The sequence below is a fragment of the Streptomyces sp. NPDC091282 genome, from assembly GCF_044757385.1.
GTDB classification, from domain to species: domain Bacteria; phylum Actinomycetota; class Actinomycetes; order Streptomycetales; family Streptomycetaceae; genus Streptomyces; species Streptomyces gramineus.
In genome coordinates this window covers 264,412-279,349 of record NZ_JBIVUX010000007.1, presented here as the reverse complement: position 1 = coordinate 279,349, position 14,938 = coordinate 264,412, and the positions used below count along the sequence as shown (strand labels likewise).

Sequence of the window (14,938 nt, the reverse complement as noted above, 5' to 3'; positions counted from 1 at the left end):
GCCGTGTTCTGTCCGGTCCTCGGCCGTTCCGCCCGATCCGTGGCCGTAGCGCCCGGTCCCCGGCCGTGTTCTGTCCGGTCCTCGGCCGTTCCGCCCGGTCCGTGGCCGTGTTCCGCCCGCTCCTCGGCCGCTCGTCGCGGAGCGGGCGCGGGGGCGGGCGGCGGAGCGGTCTTCGCCGACGGGGGCGGGACCGGGCGCACCCGGCCGCCGCCGCCGGGGGGCGTCCCGGCCCGAGGCGGCCCGTTCGTCGGGCGCTCGTCGCGGAGCGGGCGCGGGGGCGGGCGGCGGAGCGGTCTTCGCCGACCGGGGTGGGACCGGCCGCGCCTGGCCGCCGCCGGGAGGATCCCGGCCCGGGGCGCGCGGCGGCGGCCGTCCCGCCGAGGCGCCTGCCGCTCGGCCGTCGCCGCCTCCGCCGGTCCGCGCGCACCCGGCGAAGCCGCCGCGGCCCCGGAACCGGGCCGCCGCTCCCCGGACGGGTCCCCGCCTACGAAAAGGATCCGGCCAACCACATAGCGCTAAGGCATTACCCAAGCCTCGCCGCCGAACCGGCCGGAGCGCTCGGCCGGGCGTGCGGTGCGCCCCGCACGCCGTCCCGCCGGGCCGAGGGCGCCCGGGACCCCGCCGGGGTCCGTGGCGGCACCGCGTGACCCGCCGCCCCCCATCGCGCCCGCCGGGCCGCCGGCCGCCAACTCCGCCCCGGCCTGCGGGACTTCACCCTCCGGAAGGCGTTCGCAGATCAGCGCCCCGAGCAGGACGGCCCGGCCCCGGGACGCCGTGGGGAACATCGGGGGCCGCTCGCGCATTGAACCCATCGGGCGCCCCCTCGTCCCGATCGAGGGCCAGCGCCTGCGTGACGACTTCGGCAGCTGGTCGCCCCGCGTCCACGACCCCGTTCCGGCCGGGCCGACCGGAACGCCCCGCGCACACCCGGCGGCGGCCGCGCCCTCGCCGACCGGTCGGCCACCGCGCTCACCGCCCCGGGCGACCTCGCGGGCCCTCCTGGCCAGCGTCTTCGTCCGGCGGGCGGAGAGCATGCCCGGCGGGCGCGCGCACTGGCGCGAACTGTGAGGGTCGCGCTCACCCGACGTGACGGGGATGTGACGCCCGCCTGAAACGGTTTGCCGAACATGCGTAGGGTGCAGACAACCCGACAGAGGGAGCCCGGCCGAAGCGGGGCCCCCGGTGGACGGACCGACGAGCGAAGGAGGGAGCCGGAGCGATGGGCGACCACAAAGACCAGCAGCCCGTGCGGGTGGGCGCGGCAGTCCGGCGGCGCCGCCGCGCGCTGGAGCTCACCCTCGCCGTCGTGGCCGAGCGCAGCGGCCTGTCGGTGCCCTTCCTGAGCCAGATCGAGAACGACCGGGCCCGGCCCAGCCGCACCTCGCTGGAGAAGGTGGCCGACGCCCTGCGCACCACGGCCGTCGAACTCCTCGCCGCCGCCGACCCGGCGTGCAGCGTGGACGTCGTCCGCGCCGACGCCACCGAACCGGACTTCGCGCGATCGGTGCGCTCCCTGGTGCGCGGCCACCACCAGCTGCACGCCTCGGAGTTCACCGGCGACCACGACGCCGGCCGCGAATTCCAGCACCGCAACGACGAGTTGATGTACGTCGCCGACGGCGCGGTGGAGGTCGAGGCCGAGGGCCGCGCCTACCGCCTGGGCCGCGGCGACACGCTCTACCTCACCGGCGGGGTCCGCCACCGGTGGCGGGCGACGGTACCGGACACCCGGGTGATCGTGGTGGCGGTGGCCGAGCACATCGAGGCGGTCCAGGACCGACCCCGCTGATGCGCGTCGTCTCCCTGGTGCCCTCGCTGACCGAGGCGGTCGCGGAAACGCTGCCCGGAGTCGTCGTCGGGGCCACCGACTGGTGCACCCGTCCGGCCGATCTGTCCGTCGCCCGCATCGGCGGCACCAAGAACCCCCGGCTCGAACGGATCCTCGGCCTCGCTCCCGACCTGGTGATCGCCAACGAGGAGGAGAACCGCGCCCCCGACCTCGACGCGCTGCGGACGGCCGGGGCGCAGGTGCTGGTCACCGAGGTGCGGGAGGTGACGCAGGCCTTCGGCGAGCTGGACAGGCTGCTGACCGCGTGCGGGGCGCGCACCCGCCCGCGCTGGCTGGACGAGGCCGAGGAGGCCTGGTCGGCGCCGGTGCCCGAGCCCCGTACGCGCGCGGTCGTGCCGATCTGGCGGCGGCCCTGGATGGTCCTCGGCCGGGACACCTTCGCGGGGGACGTCCTGAGGCGGCTGGGCGTCGGGAACCTGTACGCGGCCCACTCCGAGCGGTACCCGCGCGTCCCCGTCGAGGAGCTGAACGCGGCCCGGCCCGGCCTGGTCGTCCTCCCGGACGAGCCCTATCGCTTCACCGCCGCCGACGGCCCCGAGGCGTTCCCGGGCCTGCCCTGCGCGCTGGTCAGCGGACGGCACCTGACGTGGTACGGACCGTCACTGGCCGAGGCGCCGCGGGTGCTGGACCGGGCGCTGCGAGCAGCCGCCCGCTGAGCAGTCCGCGTATCGTCCCGGCGGCGGCCGCCAGCCAGCCGGCGACGAGCAGGGCGTACAGCACCGCCGCCAGCCCGTCGTACACCGCGAGCCCGGTGTGCCGGCCCAGCGCGGCGGCGCCCGTGACGCAGGTCCCCACCGGGAAGGTGAACGCCCACCACGTCATGGCGAACCCCATGCCCTGGCGCCGGGCCCGGACCACGTGCGCGAGGGCCAGCGCCAGCCACAGCAGCGCGAAGCCCATGACCGGAACGCCGTAGAGGACGGCGAGGAGGCCGAACCCGGCGGCGTACGGGGCCGGCACCACGCCGGGCGCGAGGTCCGCGAAGGCACCGACGGCGGTCGTGGACTGCCCGAGCGGGCCCAGCACCAGGAAGACCGTGGGGGTCAGCGCGAGCGGCAGCGGACCGCAGGTCACCAGGCGGGCGAAGACGAGCGTCAGCATCAGGAGCGTCGCCAGCAGGCTCAGCCCGAAGAGCGCGAAGCAGCCGTAGAGCAGGGTCGCGCGCGGCTGGCCCGGCGGCAGGTGCGGCACCAGCTTCGGTCCGAGCGCGGCCGACACCATCGGCGCGACCAGCGGCAGCAGCCACGCCGGGCTGGCCTGACCGGGCTCGGCCCGGTGCCGTACGGCCAGCAGGTAGGGCACGGCGACGGCGGCCGCGAGCCCCACGGCCGTACCGGCGGTGAACAGCACCGCGTCCAGGGCCACCGCCGCCGGCTCGCCGATCCAGTCCCGCCCGAGGACGAGGGCACCGCCGCCGACCGCGAGCAGGGCCATGGCGAGGCAGCCGTAGAACGGGGCGAACGCCGGGTCGGCGAGGTGGGCGAGGGCCTGGTCGCGGTGGTGGATCCAGTGCAGGGCACGGGCGGCGAGCAGCGCCAGGAGCTGCAGCAGGGACAGCGCCCAGACGGCGGTGAACAGCTCGCGCCCGCCGTCGCCGGCGACGGCCGCGCCGCCCAGGGCGAGGGCGGCGGTGCCCATGACGGAGGCGTACCAGTTGGGGCCGAGATGCCGGACTGCGGTGATCATGCCTCCACGGTCCCGCGGCCGCGCACCTTCGACCAGGGAGTCCCTCTCTATGAGGACATAAGCTGGTCTTATGAGCGAGACGGACGGGACGGGGGACCGGGCGGCGGGCGGGACGCTGGCGCACCGCGTGCCGGACCTCGGCGCGCTGGAACTGCTGCTGGCGGTGGCCCGGCTGGGCAGCCTCGGAGCCGCGGCCCGCGAGGTCGGCATCACCCAGCCGGCGGCGAGCAGCCGGATCCGCTCGATGGAACGGCAGCTGGGCGTGGCCCTCGTCGACCGCTCCCCGCGCGGCTCGCGGCTCACCGACGCGGGCGCGCTGGTGACCGACTGGGCGCGCCGGGTGGTGGAGGCGGCGGAGGCCTTCGACGTGGGGGCGCAGGCGCTGCGGGACCGGCGGGACTCGCGGCTGCGGGTGGCGGCGAGCATGACCATCGCCGAGTACCTGCTGCCCGGCTGGCTGCTCGCGCTGCGGGCCCAGCGACCCGGTACGGCGGTCTCGCTGCTCGCCGGCAACTCCGCGGCCGTGGCCGAGCGGCTGCTCAGGGACGAGGCGGACCTGGGCTTCGTGGAGGGGCTGACGGTTCCGCAGGGCCTGGACTCGACGGTGATCGCCCACGACCGTCTGATCGTGGTGGCGGCCCCGGCCCATCCGTGGGCCCGCCGCGGGCGCCGGGTGGCGGCCCAGGAGCTGGCGGCCACCCCGCTGATCCTGCGCGAGCGCGGCTCGGGGACCCGGCAGGTCCTCGACGCGGCGCTGGGCGGCCTGGCCCGGCCGCTGATCGAGCTGTCCTCGACGACGGCGGTGAAGGCGGCGGCGGTCAGCGGCGCCGGCCCGGCGGTCCTGAGCGAACTGGCGGTGGGCGAGGAGCTGGCGATGCGCCGCCTGGTGAGCGTCCCGGTGGAGGGCGTCGCGCTCCGCCGCGACCTGCGGGCGGTCTGGCCGACAGGCCACCGCCCAGCAGGACCGGCCCGCGACCTCCTCACCCTGACCCGCGGCTGAACGAGGCCCGGCGCCCGGAGGGGACCGTCCTCGGCCTTCTCCCCCTGGCCCGTGGCTGGGGGAGGCCCGGCGCCCGGTGGGATTGGCTTGCGGCCTTCTCGCCCTGGCTCGCGGCTGGGGGAGGGGTGCCGTCCGGCGGGACCGGCCCGCGACCTCCTCGCCCTGACCCGCGGCTGAACGAGGCCCGGCGCGCGGAGGGACCGTCCGCGGCCTTCCCCCCTGGCCCGCGGCCTTCTCGCCCTGGCTCGCGGCTGCGGGAGGCCCGGCGCCCGGTGGACCGCCCGCGGTCTCCTCGCCCTGACTCGCGGCTGAGCGAGGCCCACCGGCGGACCGGCCGCGGCCTTCTCGCCCTGGCCCGCGGCTGCGGGAGGCCCGGCGCCCGGTGGACCGCCCGCGGTCTCCTCGCCCTGACTCGCGGCTGAGCGAGGCCCACCGGCGGACCGGCCGCGGCCTCCTCGCCCTGGCCCACAGCCGAGGGAGGCCCGGCGTCGGACGGGTCAGGACGCGGCTGTGATCAGGGCCCGCATCACCCGCAGGTCCTCGCCCATCTCCGGGTGCCACTGGACGCCGAGGACCCAGCCCCGGTCCTCGGGCAGCTCGATCGCCTCGACCGTGCCGTCCGCCGCGTGTGCCGAAGGCAGCAGCCCGGTGCCCAGGCGGTCGACCGCCTGGTGGTGGAAGGTGGGGACGGCGGTCTCCTCCGGGACGGTGGCCGCGTACCGGGTGCCGGGAACCGGCTTCACCCCGTGGTGCCCGAAGACGCCGGGCACCTCGGCGTGGCCGTCGACGTGCTGGACGAGCGTGCCGCCCAGGGCCACGTTCAGCAGCTGCATGCCCCGGCAGATGCCGAGCAGCGGTGTGCCCGCCGCCAGCGCCGCGTCGATCAGGGCCAGCTCCCAGGCGTCCCGCTCGCGGGCGGGACGGCCGGTGCGGGGGTCGGGCGCGGCGCCGTAGCGGACCGGCTCCACGTCCGGGCCGCCGGCGATCACCAGGCCGTCCAGCCGGGCCACCGCCGCCGTCGCGTGCCGCGGGTCGTCCGGCGGCAGCAGCGCGGCCAGACCGCCCGCCCGCTGGACCAGACGCGGGTAGCCGGCCGGCAGCAGCGCCGCCTCCAGCTCCCAGACGCCCCAGCGGGTGCCGGCCTCCAGATAGGTGCTCACGCCGATCAGCGGCCGTCCGGCCATGGACCCTCCCCGGTCGTAAAGGTGCTCCCGCACACCTTTATACGCGCACGCGGCCGGGGTGCACCGGTCGGCGGTCGTGCCGGGCGGCCCGGCGCTCAGGCCAGGAACCCCCGCAGCAGCGCCGCCGTCCCCGCGCAGTGCTCGCGCATCATCTCCCGGGCGCCGTCCGCGTCGCCGTCCAGGACGGCCTCGACCAGGGCGGTGTGCTGGCGCTGCGAGTGCTCCAGGTTGCGCACCAGCAGCGGGATGCAGTCCAGGAGGTCGTTGACGGTCGCCCGCACGGCCGCGTACTGGGCGGTCAGCGACGGCGAGCCGCACAGCTCGGCGATCGTGAGGTGGAGCAGCGTGTCCAGGCGCCGGTAGTGCGCGAGCGGCGCCTCGTGGGTGCGGGCCAGCGCGTCGCGCAGCCGGTCCGCCTGCTCCGGCGACAGGCCGTGCGCCGAGCACAGCCCGGCCGCGCCCACCTCCAGGACCTCGCGGAAGCGCAGCACGTCCTCGATGTCGACCTCGGCGATCCGGCGCCGCAGCTCGTCCTCGCCGCCCGCGTCGGCGCGCGCCAGCACGAACGTGCCGCCGTACCGTCCGCGCCGCGACTCCACCAGCCCCTGGTCCTGGAGCACCTTCAGCACCTCGCGCAGCGTGACCCGGCTGATCCCGAGCCGGTCCGCCAGCTCCCGCTCGGCCGGCAGCCGGCCCCCGCCCGGGACCAGGCCCAGCCGGACGACCTGGAGGATCTGCTCCAGCGCCTCCTCGAAGCCGTTGCCCGCCCGTACCGGCCGCAGGACCGGCGTCAACGGGTCGTCGAGGGTGCCGTCCGCATCCGGCGACATAGGGCCGTGCCCCCTTCCCAAGCAATGGTTCTCACCAATACCTTAGAACTCCCGGCCCGGCCGAAGCAGCGCGTTGTAGCCCAAGGAGTCCTCCCGTGGCAGACCGCACACCCCCGCTCAGCGTCGAGGAACTGCACACCCTCGTCGCCGGCGGCGAGATCGACACTGTCGTCCTGGCCTTCCCCGACATGCAAGGGCGATTGCAGGGAAAGCGGTTCGCCGCCCGCTTCTTCCTCGACGAGGTCCTGCGCCACGGCACCGAGGGCTGCAACTACCTGCTCGCCGTCGACACCGAGATGAACACCGTCGAGGGCTACGCCATGTCCTCCTGGGACCGCGGCTACGGCGACTTCGCCATGCACCCCGACCTCGCCACCCTCCGCCGCGTGCCCTGGAACGCGGGCACCGCGATGCTCATCGCCGACCTCGCCTGGAACGACGGCACCCCGGTCGTCGCCGCGCCCCGGCAGATCCTCCGCCGCCAGCTGGAACGCCTCGCCGAACTCGGCTGCACCGCACAGGTCGGTACGGAGCTGGAGTTCATCGTGTTCAAGGACACCTACGAGGCCGCCTGGGACGCGAACTACCGCGGACTGACCCCGGCCAACCAGTACAACATCGACTACTCGGTGCTCGGGACCGGCCGGATCGAGCCGCTGCTCCGCCGGATCCGGAACGACATGGCGGGCGCAGGACTGACCGTCGAGTCCGCCAAGGGCGAGTGCAACCCGGGCCAGCACGAGATCGCCTTCCGCTACGACGAGGCGCTGGTCACCTGCGACCAGCACGCGATCTACAAGACCGGCGCCAAGGAGATCGCCGCCCAGGAGGGCGTCTCCCTCACCTTCATGGCCAAGTACAACGAGCGGGAGGGCAACTCCTGCCACATCCACCTGTCGCTGGCGGACGCGGACGGCGCCAACTCCTTCGCCGCCGAGGACGGCATGTCCGAGCTGATGCGGCACTTCCTCGCCGGACAGCTGGCCGCCCTGCGGGACTTCTCGCTCCTGTACGCGCCCAACATCAACAGCTACAAGCGGTTCCAGCCGGGCTCCTTCGCACCGACCGCGGTCGCCTGGGGCCACGACAACCGCACCTGCGCCCTGCGGGTCGTCGGCCACGGCCGCTCGCTGCGGTTCGAGAACCGGCTGCCCGGCGGCGACGTCAACCCGCACCTCGCCGTCGCCGGCCTGGTCGCGGCCGGCCTGTACGGCGTCGAGCACAAGCTCGAACTCCCCGAACCCTGCCCCGGCAACGCCTACGCCGCCGACTTCGCGCACGTCCCGACCACGCTCCGGGAGGCCGCCGAGCTGTGGGAGAACAGCCCCATCGCCCAGGCCGCCTTCGGCGACGAGGTCGTCGCCCACTACCGCAACATGGCCCGCGTCGAGCTGGCCGCCTTCGACGCCGCGGTGACCGACTGGGAGCTGCGCCGCTCCTTCGAACGCATGTGAGGCCCCACTTGTCGCACCAGTACGCACTCGACGTCCTCGACCCGGCCACGGCGGAGGTGATCGCGACCGTCCCCGGAGCCGTGGCGGAGGACGTCGACACCGCCGTACGACGGGGTGCCGAGGCCCAGCGGCGGTGGGCCGCGCTCGCGCCCGGCGAACGGGCCCGGCTGCTGCGCCGGTTCGCCGTCACCGTCGACGAACACCGCGAGGAACTCGCCCAGCTGGAGGTGAAGGAGGCCGGGCACACCATCGGCAACGCCCGCTGGGAGGCGGGCAACGTCCGCGACCTGCTCGACTACGCGGCCGGCGGCGTGGAGCGGCTGACGGGACGCCAGATCCCGGTCCCCGGCGGCCTCGACATCACCCTCCTCGAACCCCTCGGGGTCGTCGCCGTCATCGCGCCCTGGAACTTCCCGATGCCGATCGCGGCCTGGGGCACCGCACCCGCCCTCGCGGCCGGCAACGCGGTGATCCTGAAACCCGCCGAGACCACCCCCCTCACCGCGCTCCGGCTCGCCGAACTCGCCCTGGCGGCAGGCCTCCCCGAGCACCTCTTCCAGGTGCTGCCCGGCCGCGGCGACATCGCGGGCGAGGCCCTGGTCCGGCACCCCGGCGTCGCCAAGGTCGTGTTCACCGGCTCCACCCGCGTCGGCAAGCGCATCATGGCGCTCTGCGCCGACCAGGTGAAACGCGTGACCCTCGAACTCGGCGGCAAGAGCCCCAACATCGTCTTCGCCGACGCCGACATCGAGGCCGCAGCGGCCGCCGCCCCCATGTCCTTCCTGGACAACTCCGGGCAGGACTGCTGCGCCCGCACCCGCGTCCTCGTCCAGCGCTCCGTCCACGACCGCTTCCTGGAACTCCTCGCCCCCGCGATCGCGTCCGTCACCGTCGGCGACCCGGCCGACGAGAAGACCGACATGGGCCCGCTGATCTCCAAGTCCCAGCTGGACCGCGTCCGTTCGTACGTCGGGACCGAGGCACCCGGCATCCGGGGCACGGCTCCCGACGGCCCCGGCTTCTGGTTCCCGCCGACCGTCCTGACCGGCGTCGACCCCCGGGCCCGCGTGGCCGTCGAGGAGGTCTTCGGCCCGGTCGCCGTCGTCATCCCCTTCGACGACGAGGCCGACGCGGTCCGCCTGGCCAACGACACCGACTACGGCCTCTCCGGCTCGCTGTGGACCCGGGACGTCGGCCGCGCGCTGCGCGTCTCCCAGGCCGTCAGGGCCGGCAACCTGTCCGTCAACTCCCACTCCAGCGTCCGCTACTGGACCCCCTTCGGCGGCTACAAGCAGTCGGGGATCGGCCGGGAACTCGGCCCGGACGCGCTCACCGCCTTCACCGAGACCAAGAACGTCTTCATCAGCACGGAGGGCCCCGCACAGTGACCGCATCCACCGAAGAGACCGTCTGCCGCCGACTCGTCGGCCGTACCGCCGTCATCACCGGAGCCGGCAGCGGAATCGGTCTCGCCACCGCACGGCGGCTCGCCTCCGAGGGCGCCCACGTCGTCTGCGGCGACGTCGACGAAACCCGCGGCAAGGCCGCCGCCGAGGAGGTCGGCGGGATCTTCGTGAAGGTCGACGTCACCGACGCCGAACAGGTCGAGACGCTCTTCAGGACGGCCTTCGACACCTACGGCAGCGTCGACGTCGCCTTCAACAACGCCGGCATCTCGCCCCCCGACGACGACTCCATCCTGGAGACCGGCCTGGAGGCCTGGAAGCGCGTCCAGGAGGTCAACCTCACCTCCGTCTACCTCTGCTGCAAGGCCGCCATCCCCTACATGCGGCGCCAGGGCAAGGGCTCCATCATCAACACCGCGTCCTTCGTGGCCCGGATGGGCGCCGCCACCTCGCAGATCTCCTACACCGCGTCCAAGGGCGGAGTGCTGGCCATGTCGCGGGAACTGGGCGTCCAGTTCGCCCGCGAGGGCATCCGCGTCAACGCGCTGTGCCCCGGACCGGTCAACACCCCGCTCCTGCAGGAGCTGTTCGCCAAGGACCCGGAGCGGGCCGCCCGCCGCCTGGTCCACATCCCGCTCGGCCGGTTCGCCGAGGCCGACGAGATCGCCGCCGCCGTCGCCTTCCTGGCCAGCGACGACTCCTCGTTCGTCAACGCCAGCGACTTCCTGGTCGACGGCGGGATCTCCGGGGCGTACGTGACCCCGCTGTAGCGGCCGCCGGGTCCCTCGGCGGTCCAGGACCGCCGAGGGACCCGCAGGTCAGAGGAAGGTGTGGCCCTCGCCCCGGTACGTCGGCACGGTCGCCGTCACCCGGTCGCCCTCGACCAGGTGCAGCTCGGCGAAGCGCTCGCACAGCTCACCCGCCTTGGCGTGCCGGAACCACACCTTGTCACCGATCAGCAGATCGTCCGCCGCGGACCCCAGCAGCGGGGTCTGCACCTCGCCCGGCCCCTCCTGCGGGTCGTACGAGAGCCCCTGCGGGAGGTACGGCACCGGCAGCCGGTCGGGCCCCGCGGCACCCGAGGCCGGATAGCCGCCGCCGAGGACGGTCACGACGCCGACACCGGGCCGCCGGACCACCGGCATCCCGAACAGCGCGGCCGGACGGCCGGTGAACGACGTGTAGTTGTCGAAGAGCCGCGGCACGTACAGTCCCGACCCGGCCGCGATCTCGGTGACCGCGTCCTCGGCCGCCGTGCTCTGCACGCTGCCGGTGCCGCCGCCGTTGACGAACTCCAGGTCCGGCGCCACCGCCCGGACCGCCCGCACCACCGCCGCGCGCCGCTCGGCCAGTTCACGACGGGCGGTGGCCTGCATCAGGCGGACCGCACGGGAGCGCAGCGGCCGCCCGGCGACCTTGTCGCCGACCCCGGCGACATGCCCCTCGTACGCCATGATCCCGACCAGCCGGAAGCCCGGCCGCCGGGTCACGGTCCGCGCCAGCTCGGCGAGCTGGGCGGGGGAGTGGAGCGGCGACCGCCGGGCCCCGACCCGCACCCGGCCCCCGAACAGCTTCAGCGAGGTGTCCAACTCCAGGCAGACCCGGACCACTTCGCGCCCGCCGTCGCGGGCCGCGTCGATCAGGTCGAGGTGCGCCGGGTCGTCGATCATCACCGTCACGGCGGCGGCCAGCTTGGGATCGGCGGCCAGTTCGGCGAACCCGGTCCGGTCGGCGGACGGATACGCCAGCAGGACGTCGTCGAACCCGGAGCGCGCGAGCCACAGGGACTCCGCGAGCGTGAAGGACATGATCCCGGCGAAACCGTCCTTCGCCAGGACCCGTTCCAGCAGGTGCCGGCAGCGGACGGACTTGCTCGCGACCCGTACCGGCTTGCCGCCGGCCCGGCGCACGAGATCGTCCGCGTTGGCGTCGAAGGCTTCCAGATCGACGATCGCGAGAGGGGCGTCCAGGTGGGCGGTGGCCCGGTCGTAACGGGCCCGGTCAGCGGCGCGCGCAGTCATGAACGAAGCCTGCCAGACAGGATTACCGCAGGGTAGGGGGACGATACGGGCAGATGCCCCGCGGTCGTGGACTGGTTCCCGTCCGCCCTCGCGCAACCCGTAGAGTGACGCGCACGTACGGCGGAACGACCCCGGTCGCCCGACCGTCGCGGGGATGTGGATCCGTGTGCGCGGGTATGCCTGGCCGGAGCGGAAGTCGCCGTGCCGGGGAGCCGCCCGGCCCGTACGCGGAATCGGCCCGGGCAGGAGGAAACGGGGGCGCATGAGCACGGAAGCGCGGCACGCCCCGGTCCCGCGACGCCCCTCGTCCGGCCCCGCGCCCGCCGCGGACGGCCAGGACGGCGCACCGGACGGCACCGACGTCACCGGCCGGACCGACGGGCCGGGATTCTTCGAGCGGCCGACCCGGGTGAACCGCGCGCACCGGTCCGACGTATCCACGGACAGCACCGACACCACCGGGCAGGACCAGCCGCCGGGACCGTCCGGTGCGCAGCTGGGACGTGAGGACCGGACGAGTCGGGGCGGTGCGGTGGCGCAGGGCGAACAGGGCACGGAGGAGCGGCCGGCCGGCCGCCCGGCACCCGCCGAGCGCATCACCCGCCCCCGCCACCCCGACCTGCGCCCCCCGCAGGGCCCGTCCACCGCACCCCCGCCTCCCGCCTCGGCCCGTTTCCCCGACACCCCGCCCGCCGGCACCGCCGTCCGGCCCGACCGGCCCGCGCCGGCCGCGTCCCCGGTACGCGAGGACCGCCGGGCCGAGCCGTTCGCGCCGTCCGGCCGGGACGGCGGCGGCACCCCCGCCGCCGCTCCCGGACGGGGGAGCGACCGGACCGGACCGCGCGCGCCCGCCGGACGGGAGGACCGCGGGACGGAACCCGAGCCCGCCGTCGGCCCGCAGGACCGCGGTACGGAGCCGAGGTCCGTCTTCGACCCGCAGCACCGCGGTACGGAGCCGAAGTCCGTCTTCGACCCGCAGCACCGCGGTACCGAGCCGCACGGAGCGTCCGGCGGAGCCCGCCGGGTCGGAGAACCGGTGTCCTTGGGCGGGGAGAGCGGCCGCGGCACGCCGTCCCGGCCGCCCTACCGGCTCGGAGCGGCGGGCCGGCGGCCCGGGTCCGTCCCGGAACCGCCCGCCCCGCGCCGCGCCCCCGGTGCCGCCGACGGACCGCGGACCTCCCCGGACACGGCCGGAGCCTCCTCCGCGATGCCCGGCGGCAGGCGTCCCGAGGGGCCGCGTGACGTCCCGGCCCCGCTCGGCACCCCGGAACCGGGTGCCGCGTGGAGCCCGCACCACCGGACGTTCCCGGTGCCGACAGCCCCGCCGCGCCCCGCCGCGCCTCCGCAGGCCGCGCCGCCGCCCCGCCCGGCGCAGCCTCCCGCGCCCGCGTCCCCGCCGCTCCCGCCCCGCCCCGTGACCCCGCCGCCCACCGGCGGCCCGCTGCCGGACCCCGCGATGTCCTGGACCGCCGCCGTGGGAACTCCCGGCCGCAACAGGCCCGTTGTGACGTTCGGCGAGCCCGAGGGGTACGACGAGCGAGGCTGGGGGCGGTCCTTGGTCAGACGGGTGGCGCCCCGGACCGCCGCTGCCGCCGCCTGCGTGGTGCTCGGGCTCGGACTCATCGGCGGCGCGGTGACCGGCAGTTGGCTCGTCGACGACGACACCGCCGTGAGCGCCGCCACCAGCTTCGGCTCCGCCGCCGGACTCTGGCACGACGTGCCCGTCGACGAACTCTTCCCGCCCACCGTCCAGGGCACCGGTGCCGGCCCCGGCGGCGCCGACCGCACCTGGACCCGGATCGCCGTCGCCCCGGCCACCGGGTGCGCCGGCGCCTTCGACCCGCTGCTGCGCAAGGCACTCGCCCCCGTCGGCTGCCGCCGCCTGATCCGGGCCACCTACACCGACGCCACCCAGAGCTACGTGACGACCGTCGGGCTGCTCTTCACCAACGCCGAACCGGCCGGGATGACCGCCCTCGCCAAACGGTTCGAGGCCGAGCACCTGGACCGCCGTACCGACCTGATGCCGCTCCCGTACGCCGCCAAGGGCACCGCCGCCGAGCGGTTCGGCAAGCGGCAGCGGGCCTCCTGGACGATCTCCGTGCTCACCGACGCCCCGGTCGTCGCCTACGCCGTCTCCGGCTGGGCCGACGGCCGCACCGTCGACACCCCGCAGTCCGCGGCCGACGCGGAGGCGTCCGGCGCCACCACGGCCGCCGCCCAGGCGGGCCTCGGCAACGAGGCACAGGGCCTGGCCGACCGCATCGAACGGCGACTGCGGCAGAACACCGCGGGCACGGCAACGGAGAAGCCCTCATGAAGCGTCGCGCGACCGGGGCCGCGCTGAGCCTGCTGATCGCCGGCTCGCTCGCCCTGCTGCCGTCCACGACGGCCTACGCGGACAGCATCCGCGCCCAGCAGTGGGGCCTGTCCGCGCTGCACCTCGACGAGGCCTGGCGGACCACCAAGGGCAAGGGCGTCACCGTGGCCGTCCTGGACACCGGCGTCGAGGCCGACCATCCCGACCTGGCCGGCAACGTCCTGCCCGCCAAGGACATGATCGGCTTCGGTGCCCGGCAGGGTCAGCGCGACTGGGCCCGGCACGGCACCGCCATGGCCGGCATCATCGCCGGTCACGGCCACGGATACGGCAACGGCGAAGGCGTGATGGGCGTCGCGCCCGAGGCCAGGATCCTGCCCGTGCGGGTCATCCTCGAGGACGGCGACAGCGCCCGCGGCAAGGCCCGCTCCACCCGCGGCAACGCCCTCGCCGAGGGCATCCGCTGGGCCGCCGACCACGGCGCCGACGTCATCAACCTCTCCCTCGGCGACGACTCCGACTCCGCGCACCCCGAACCCAGCGAGGACGAGGCCATCCAGTACGCCCTGAAGAAGGACGTCGTGGTCGTCGCCTCGGCCGGCAACGGCGGCGACAAGGGCGACCACATCTCCTACCCGGCCGCCTATCCCGGCGTCATCGCCGCCACCGCGGTGGACAAGTTCGGCACCCGCGCCGCCTTCTCCACCCGCCGCTGGTACGCCACGGTCAGCGCACCCGGCGTCGACATCGTCATCGCCGACCCGGACCACAAGTACTACGAGGGCTGGGGCACGAGCGCCGCCTCGGCGTTCGTGTCGGGTGCGGTGGCCCTGATCAAGGCCGCCCGTCCCGGCCTCACCCCGGCGCAGGTCAAGAAACTCCTGGAGGACACCGCCCGGGACGCGCCGTCCGGCGGCCGCGACGACTCCCGGGGCTTCGGCATGATCGACCCGGTGGCGGCGATCAAGGACGCGGCGGGGCTGAGGACGCAGGACCTGACGTCGGCGTCGTACGGCCGGAAGTACTTCGGTCCGGGCCCGGACACCGGGGGGACGGCGACCAGCGCGAAGGACTGGGCGGCCCCGCTGGCGGGCGGTGCGGGCGGCGTGCTCCTGGTCGCGGCGGTGGTCCTGTGGCGCACCCGCCGCCGGATCACCTGACCGAACGCCCTCACCCGGCCGCGGCCGT

General features: G+C 75.5%; 12 protein-coding genes. 8 read left to right on the top strand and 4 right to left on the bottom strand.

The window, feature by feature from the left end:
* Positions 1-1,219: 1,219 nt before the first annotated feature.
* On the top strand, positions 1,220-1,789 hold the full coding sequence (locus tag ACIQOE_RS30845) for an XRE family transcriptional regulator (protein WP_351320378.1): 570 nt from the start codon (positions 1,220-1,222) through the stop codon (positions 1,787-1,789).
* Positions 1,789-2,505: a helical backbone metal receptor gene (locus ACIQOE_RS30840; RefSeq protein ID WP_399013012.1), complete on the top strand. Its 717-nt coding sequence runs from the start codon at positions 1,789-1,791 to the stop codon at positions 2,503-2,505. The genes ACIQOE_RS30845 and ACIQOE_RS30840 overlap by 1 nt, the downstream gene beginning before the upstream one ends.
* Here the strand turns inward: ACIQOE_RS30840 and ACIQOE_RS30835 are convergent.
* The gene (locus tag ACIQOE_RS30835) at positions 2,417-3,535 is read right to left on the bottom strand and encodes a TDT family transporter (protein WP_401414925.1); all 1,119 of its coding nucleotides are present in this window, start codon (positions 3,533-3,535) and stop codon (positions 2,417-2,419) included. The two genes, ACIQOE_RS30840 and ACIQOE_RS30835, sit on opposite strands and share 89 nt — an antisense overlap.
* Before the next feature lie 70 nt (positions 3,536-3,605).
* Between ACIQOE_RS30835 and ACIQOE_RS30830 the strand changes: the two genes are divergently transcribed.
* Entirely contained in the window at positions 3,606-4,535 is a 930-nt protein-coding gene (locus ACIQOE_RS30830) for a LysR family transcriptional regulator (protein ID WP_351320372.1), read from the top strand.
* Positions 4,536-5,032: 497 nt separating this feature from the next.
* On the opposite strand, the gene ACIQOE_RS30825 is transcribed toward ACIQOE_RS30830, so the two are convergent.
* On the bottom strand, positions 5,033-5,719 hold the full coding sequence (locus tag ACIQOE_RS30825) for a gamma-glutamyl-gamma-aminobutyrate hydrolase family protein (RefSeq protein ID WP_401414923.1): 687 nt from the start codon (positions 5,717-5,719) through the stop codon (positions 5,033-5,035).
* A gap of 95 nt (positions 5,720-5,814) precedes the next feature.
* Positions 5,815-6,549 carry an FCD domain-containing protein gene (locus ACIQOE_RS30820; RefSeq protein ID WP_351320368.1) on the bottom strand — a complete coding sequence of 245 codons (735 nt, stop codon included), beginning with the start codon at positions 6,547-6,549 and terminating at the stop codon, positions 5,815-5,817.
* A 95-nt stretch (positions 6,550-6,644) separates the two neighbouring features.
* On the opposite strand from ACIQOE_RS30820, the gene ACIQOE_RS30815 reads away from it, so the two are divergent.
* The 3 genes from ACIQOE_RS30815 to ACIQOE_RS30805 are packed head-to-tail and all read left to right on the top strand — an operon-like array spanning position 6,645 to position 10,179.
* On the top strand, positions 6,645-8,003 hold the full coding sequence (locus ACIQOE_RS30815; protein WP_351320366.1) for a glutamine synthetase family protein: 1,359 nt from the start codon (positions 6,645-6,647) through the stop codon (positions 8,001-8,003).
* Positions 8,004-8,011: 8 nt separating this feature from the next.
* The gene (locus tag ACIQOE_RS30810) at positions 8,012-9,391 is read left to right on the top strand and encodes an aldehyde dehydrogenase family protein (protein ID WP_401414920.1); all 1,380 of its coding nucleotides are present in this window, start codon (positions 8,012-8,014) and stop codon (positions 9,389-9,391) included.
* Positions 9,388-10,179: a 3-oxoacyl-ACP reductase gene (locus tag ACIQOE_RS30805; RefSeq protein WP_351320362.1), complete on the top strand. Its 792-nt coding sequence runs from the start codon at positions 9,388-9,390 to the stop codon at positions 10,177-10,179. Before ACIQOE_RS30810 ends, ACIQOE_RS30805 begins: the two co-directional genes overlap by 4 nt.
* A 48-nt stretch (positions 10,180-10,227) precedes the next feature.
* Here ACIQOE_RS30805 and ACIQOE_RS30800 read toward each other — a convergent pair whose 3' ends face one another.
* Positions 10,228-11,430 (bottom strand): amino acid deaminase/aldolase, encoded by a 1,203-nt coding sequence (locus ACIQOE_RS30800; protein WP_401414918.1) that lies wholly within the window; start codon positions 11,428-11,430, stop codon positions 10,228-10,230.
* 262 nt (positions 11,431-11,692) lie between these two features.
* Here ACIQOE_RS30800 and ACIQOE_RS30795 point away from each other — a divergent pair, with 262 nt between their 5' ends.
* Positions 11,693-13,750 (top strand): hypothetical protein, encoded by a 2,058-nt coding sequence (locus ACIQOE_RS30795; RefSeq protein WP_401414916.1) that lies wholly within the window; start codon positions 11,693-11,695, stop codon positions 13,748-13,750.
* Entirely contained in the window at positions 13,747-14,910 is a 1,164-nt protein-coding gene (gene mycP / locus ACIQOE_RS30790) for a type VII secretion-associated serine protease mycosin (RefSeq protein WP_401414914.1), read from the top strand. Before ACIQOE_RS30795 ends, mycP begins: the two co-directional genes overlap by 4 nt.
* Positions 14,911-14,938 lie beyond the last annotated feature (28 nt).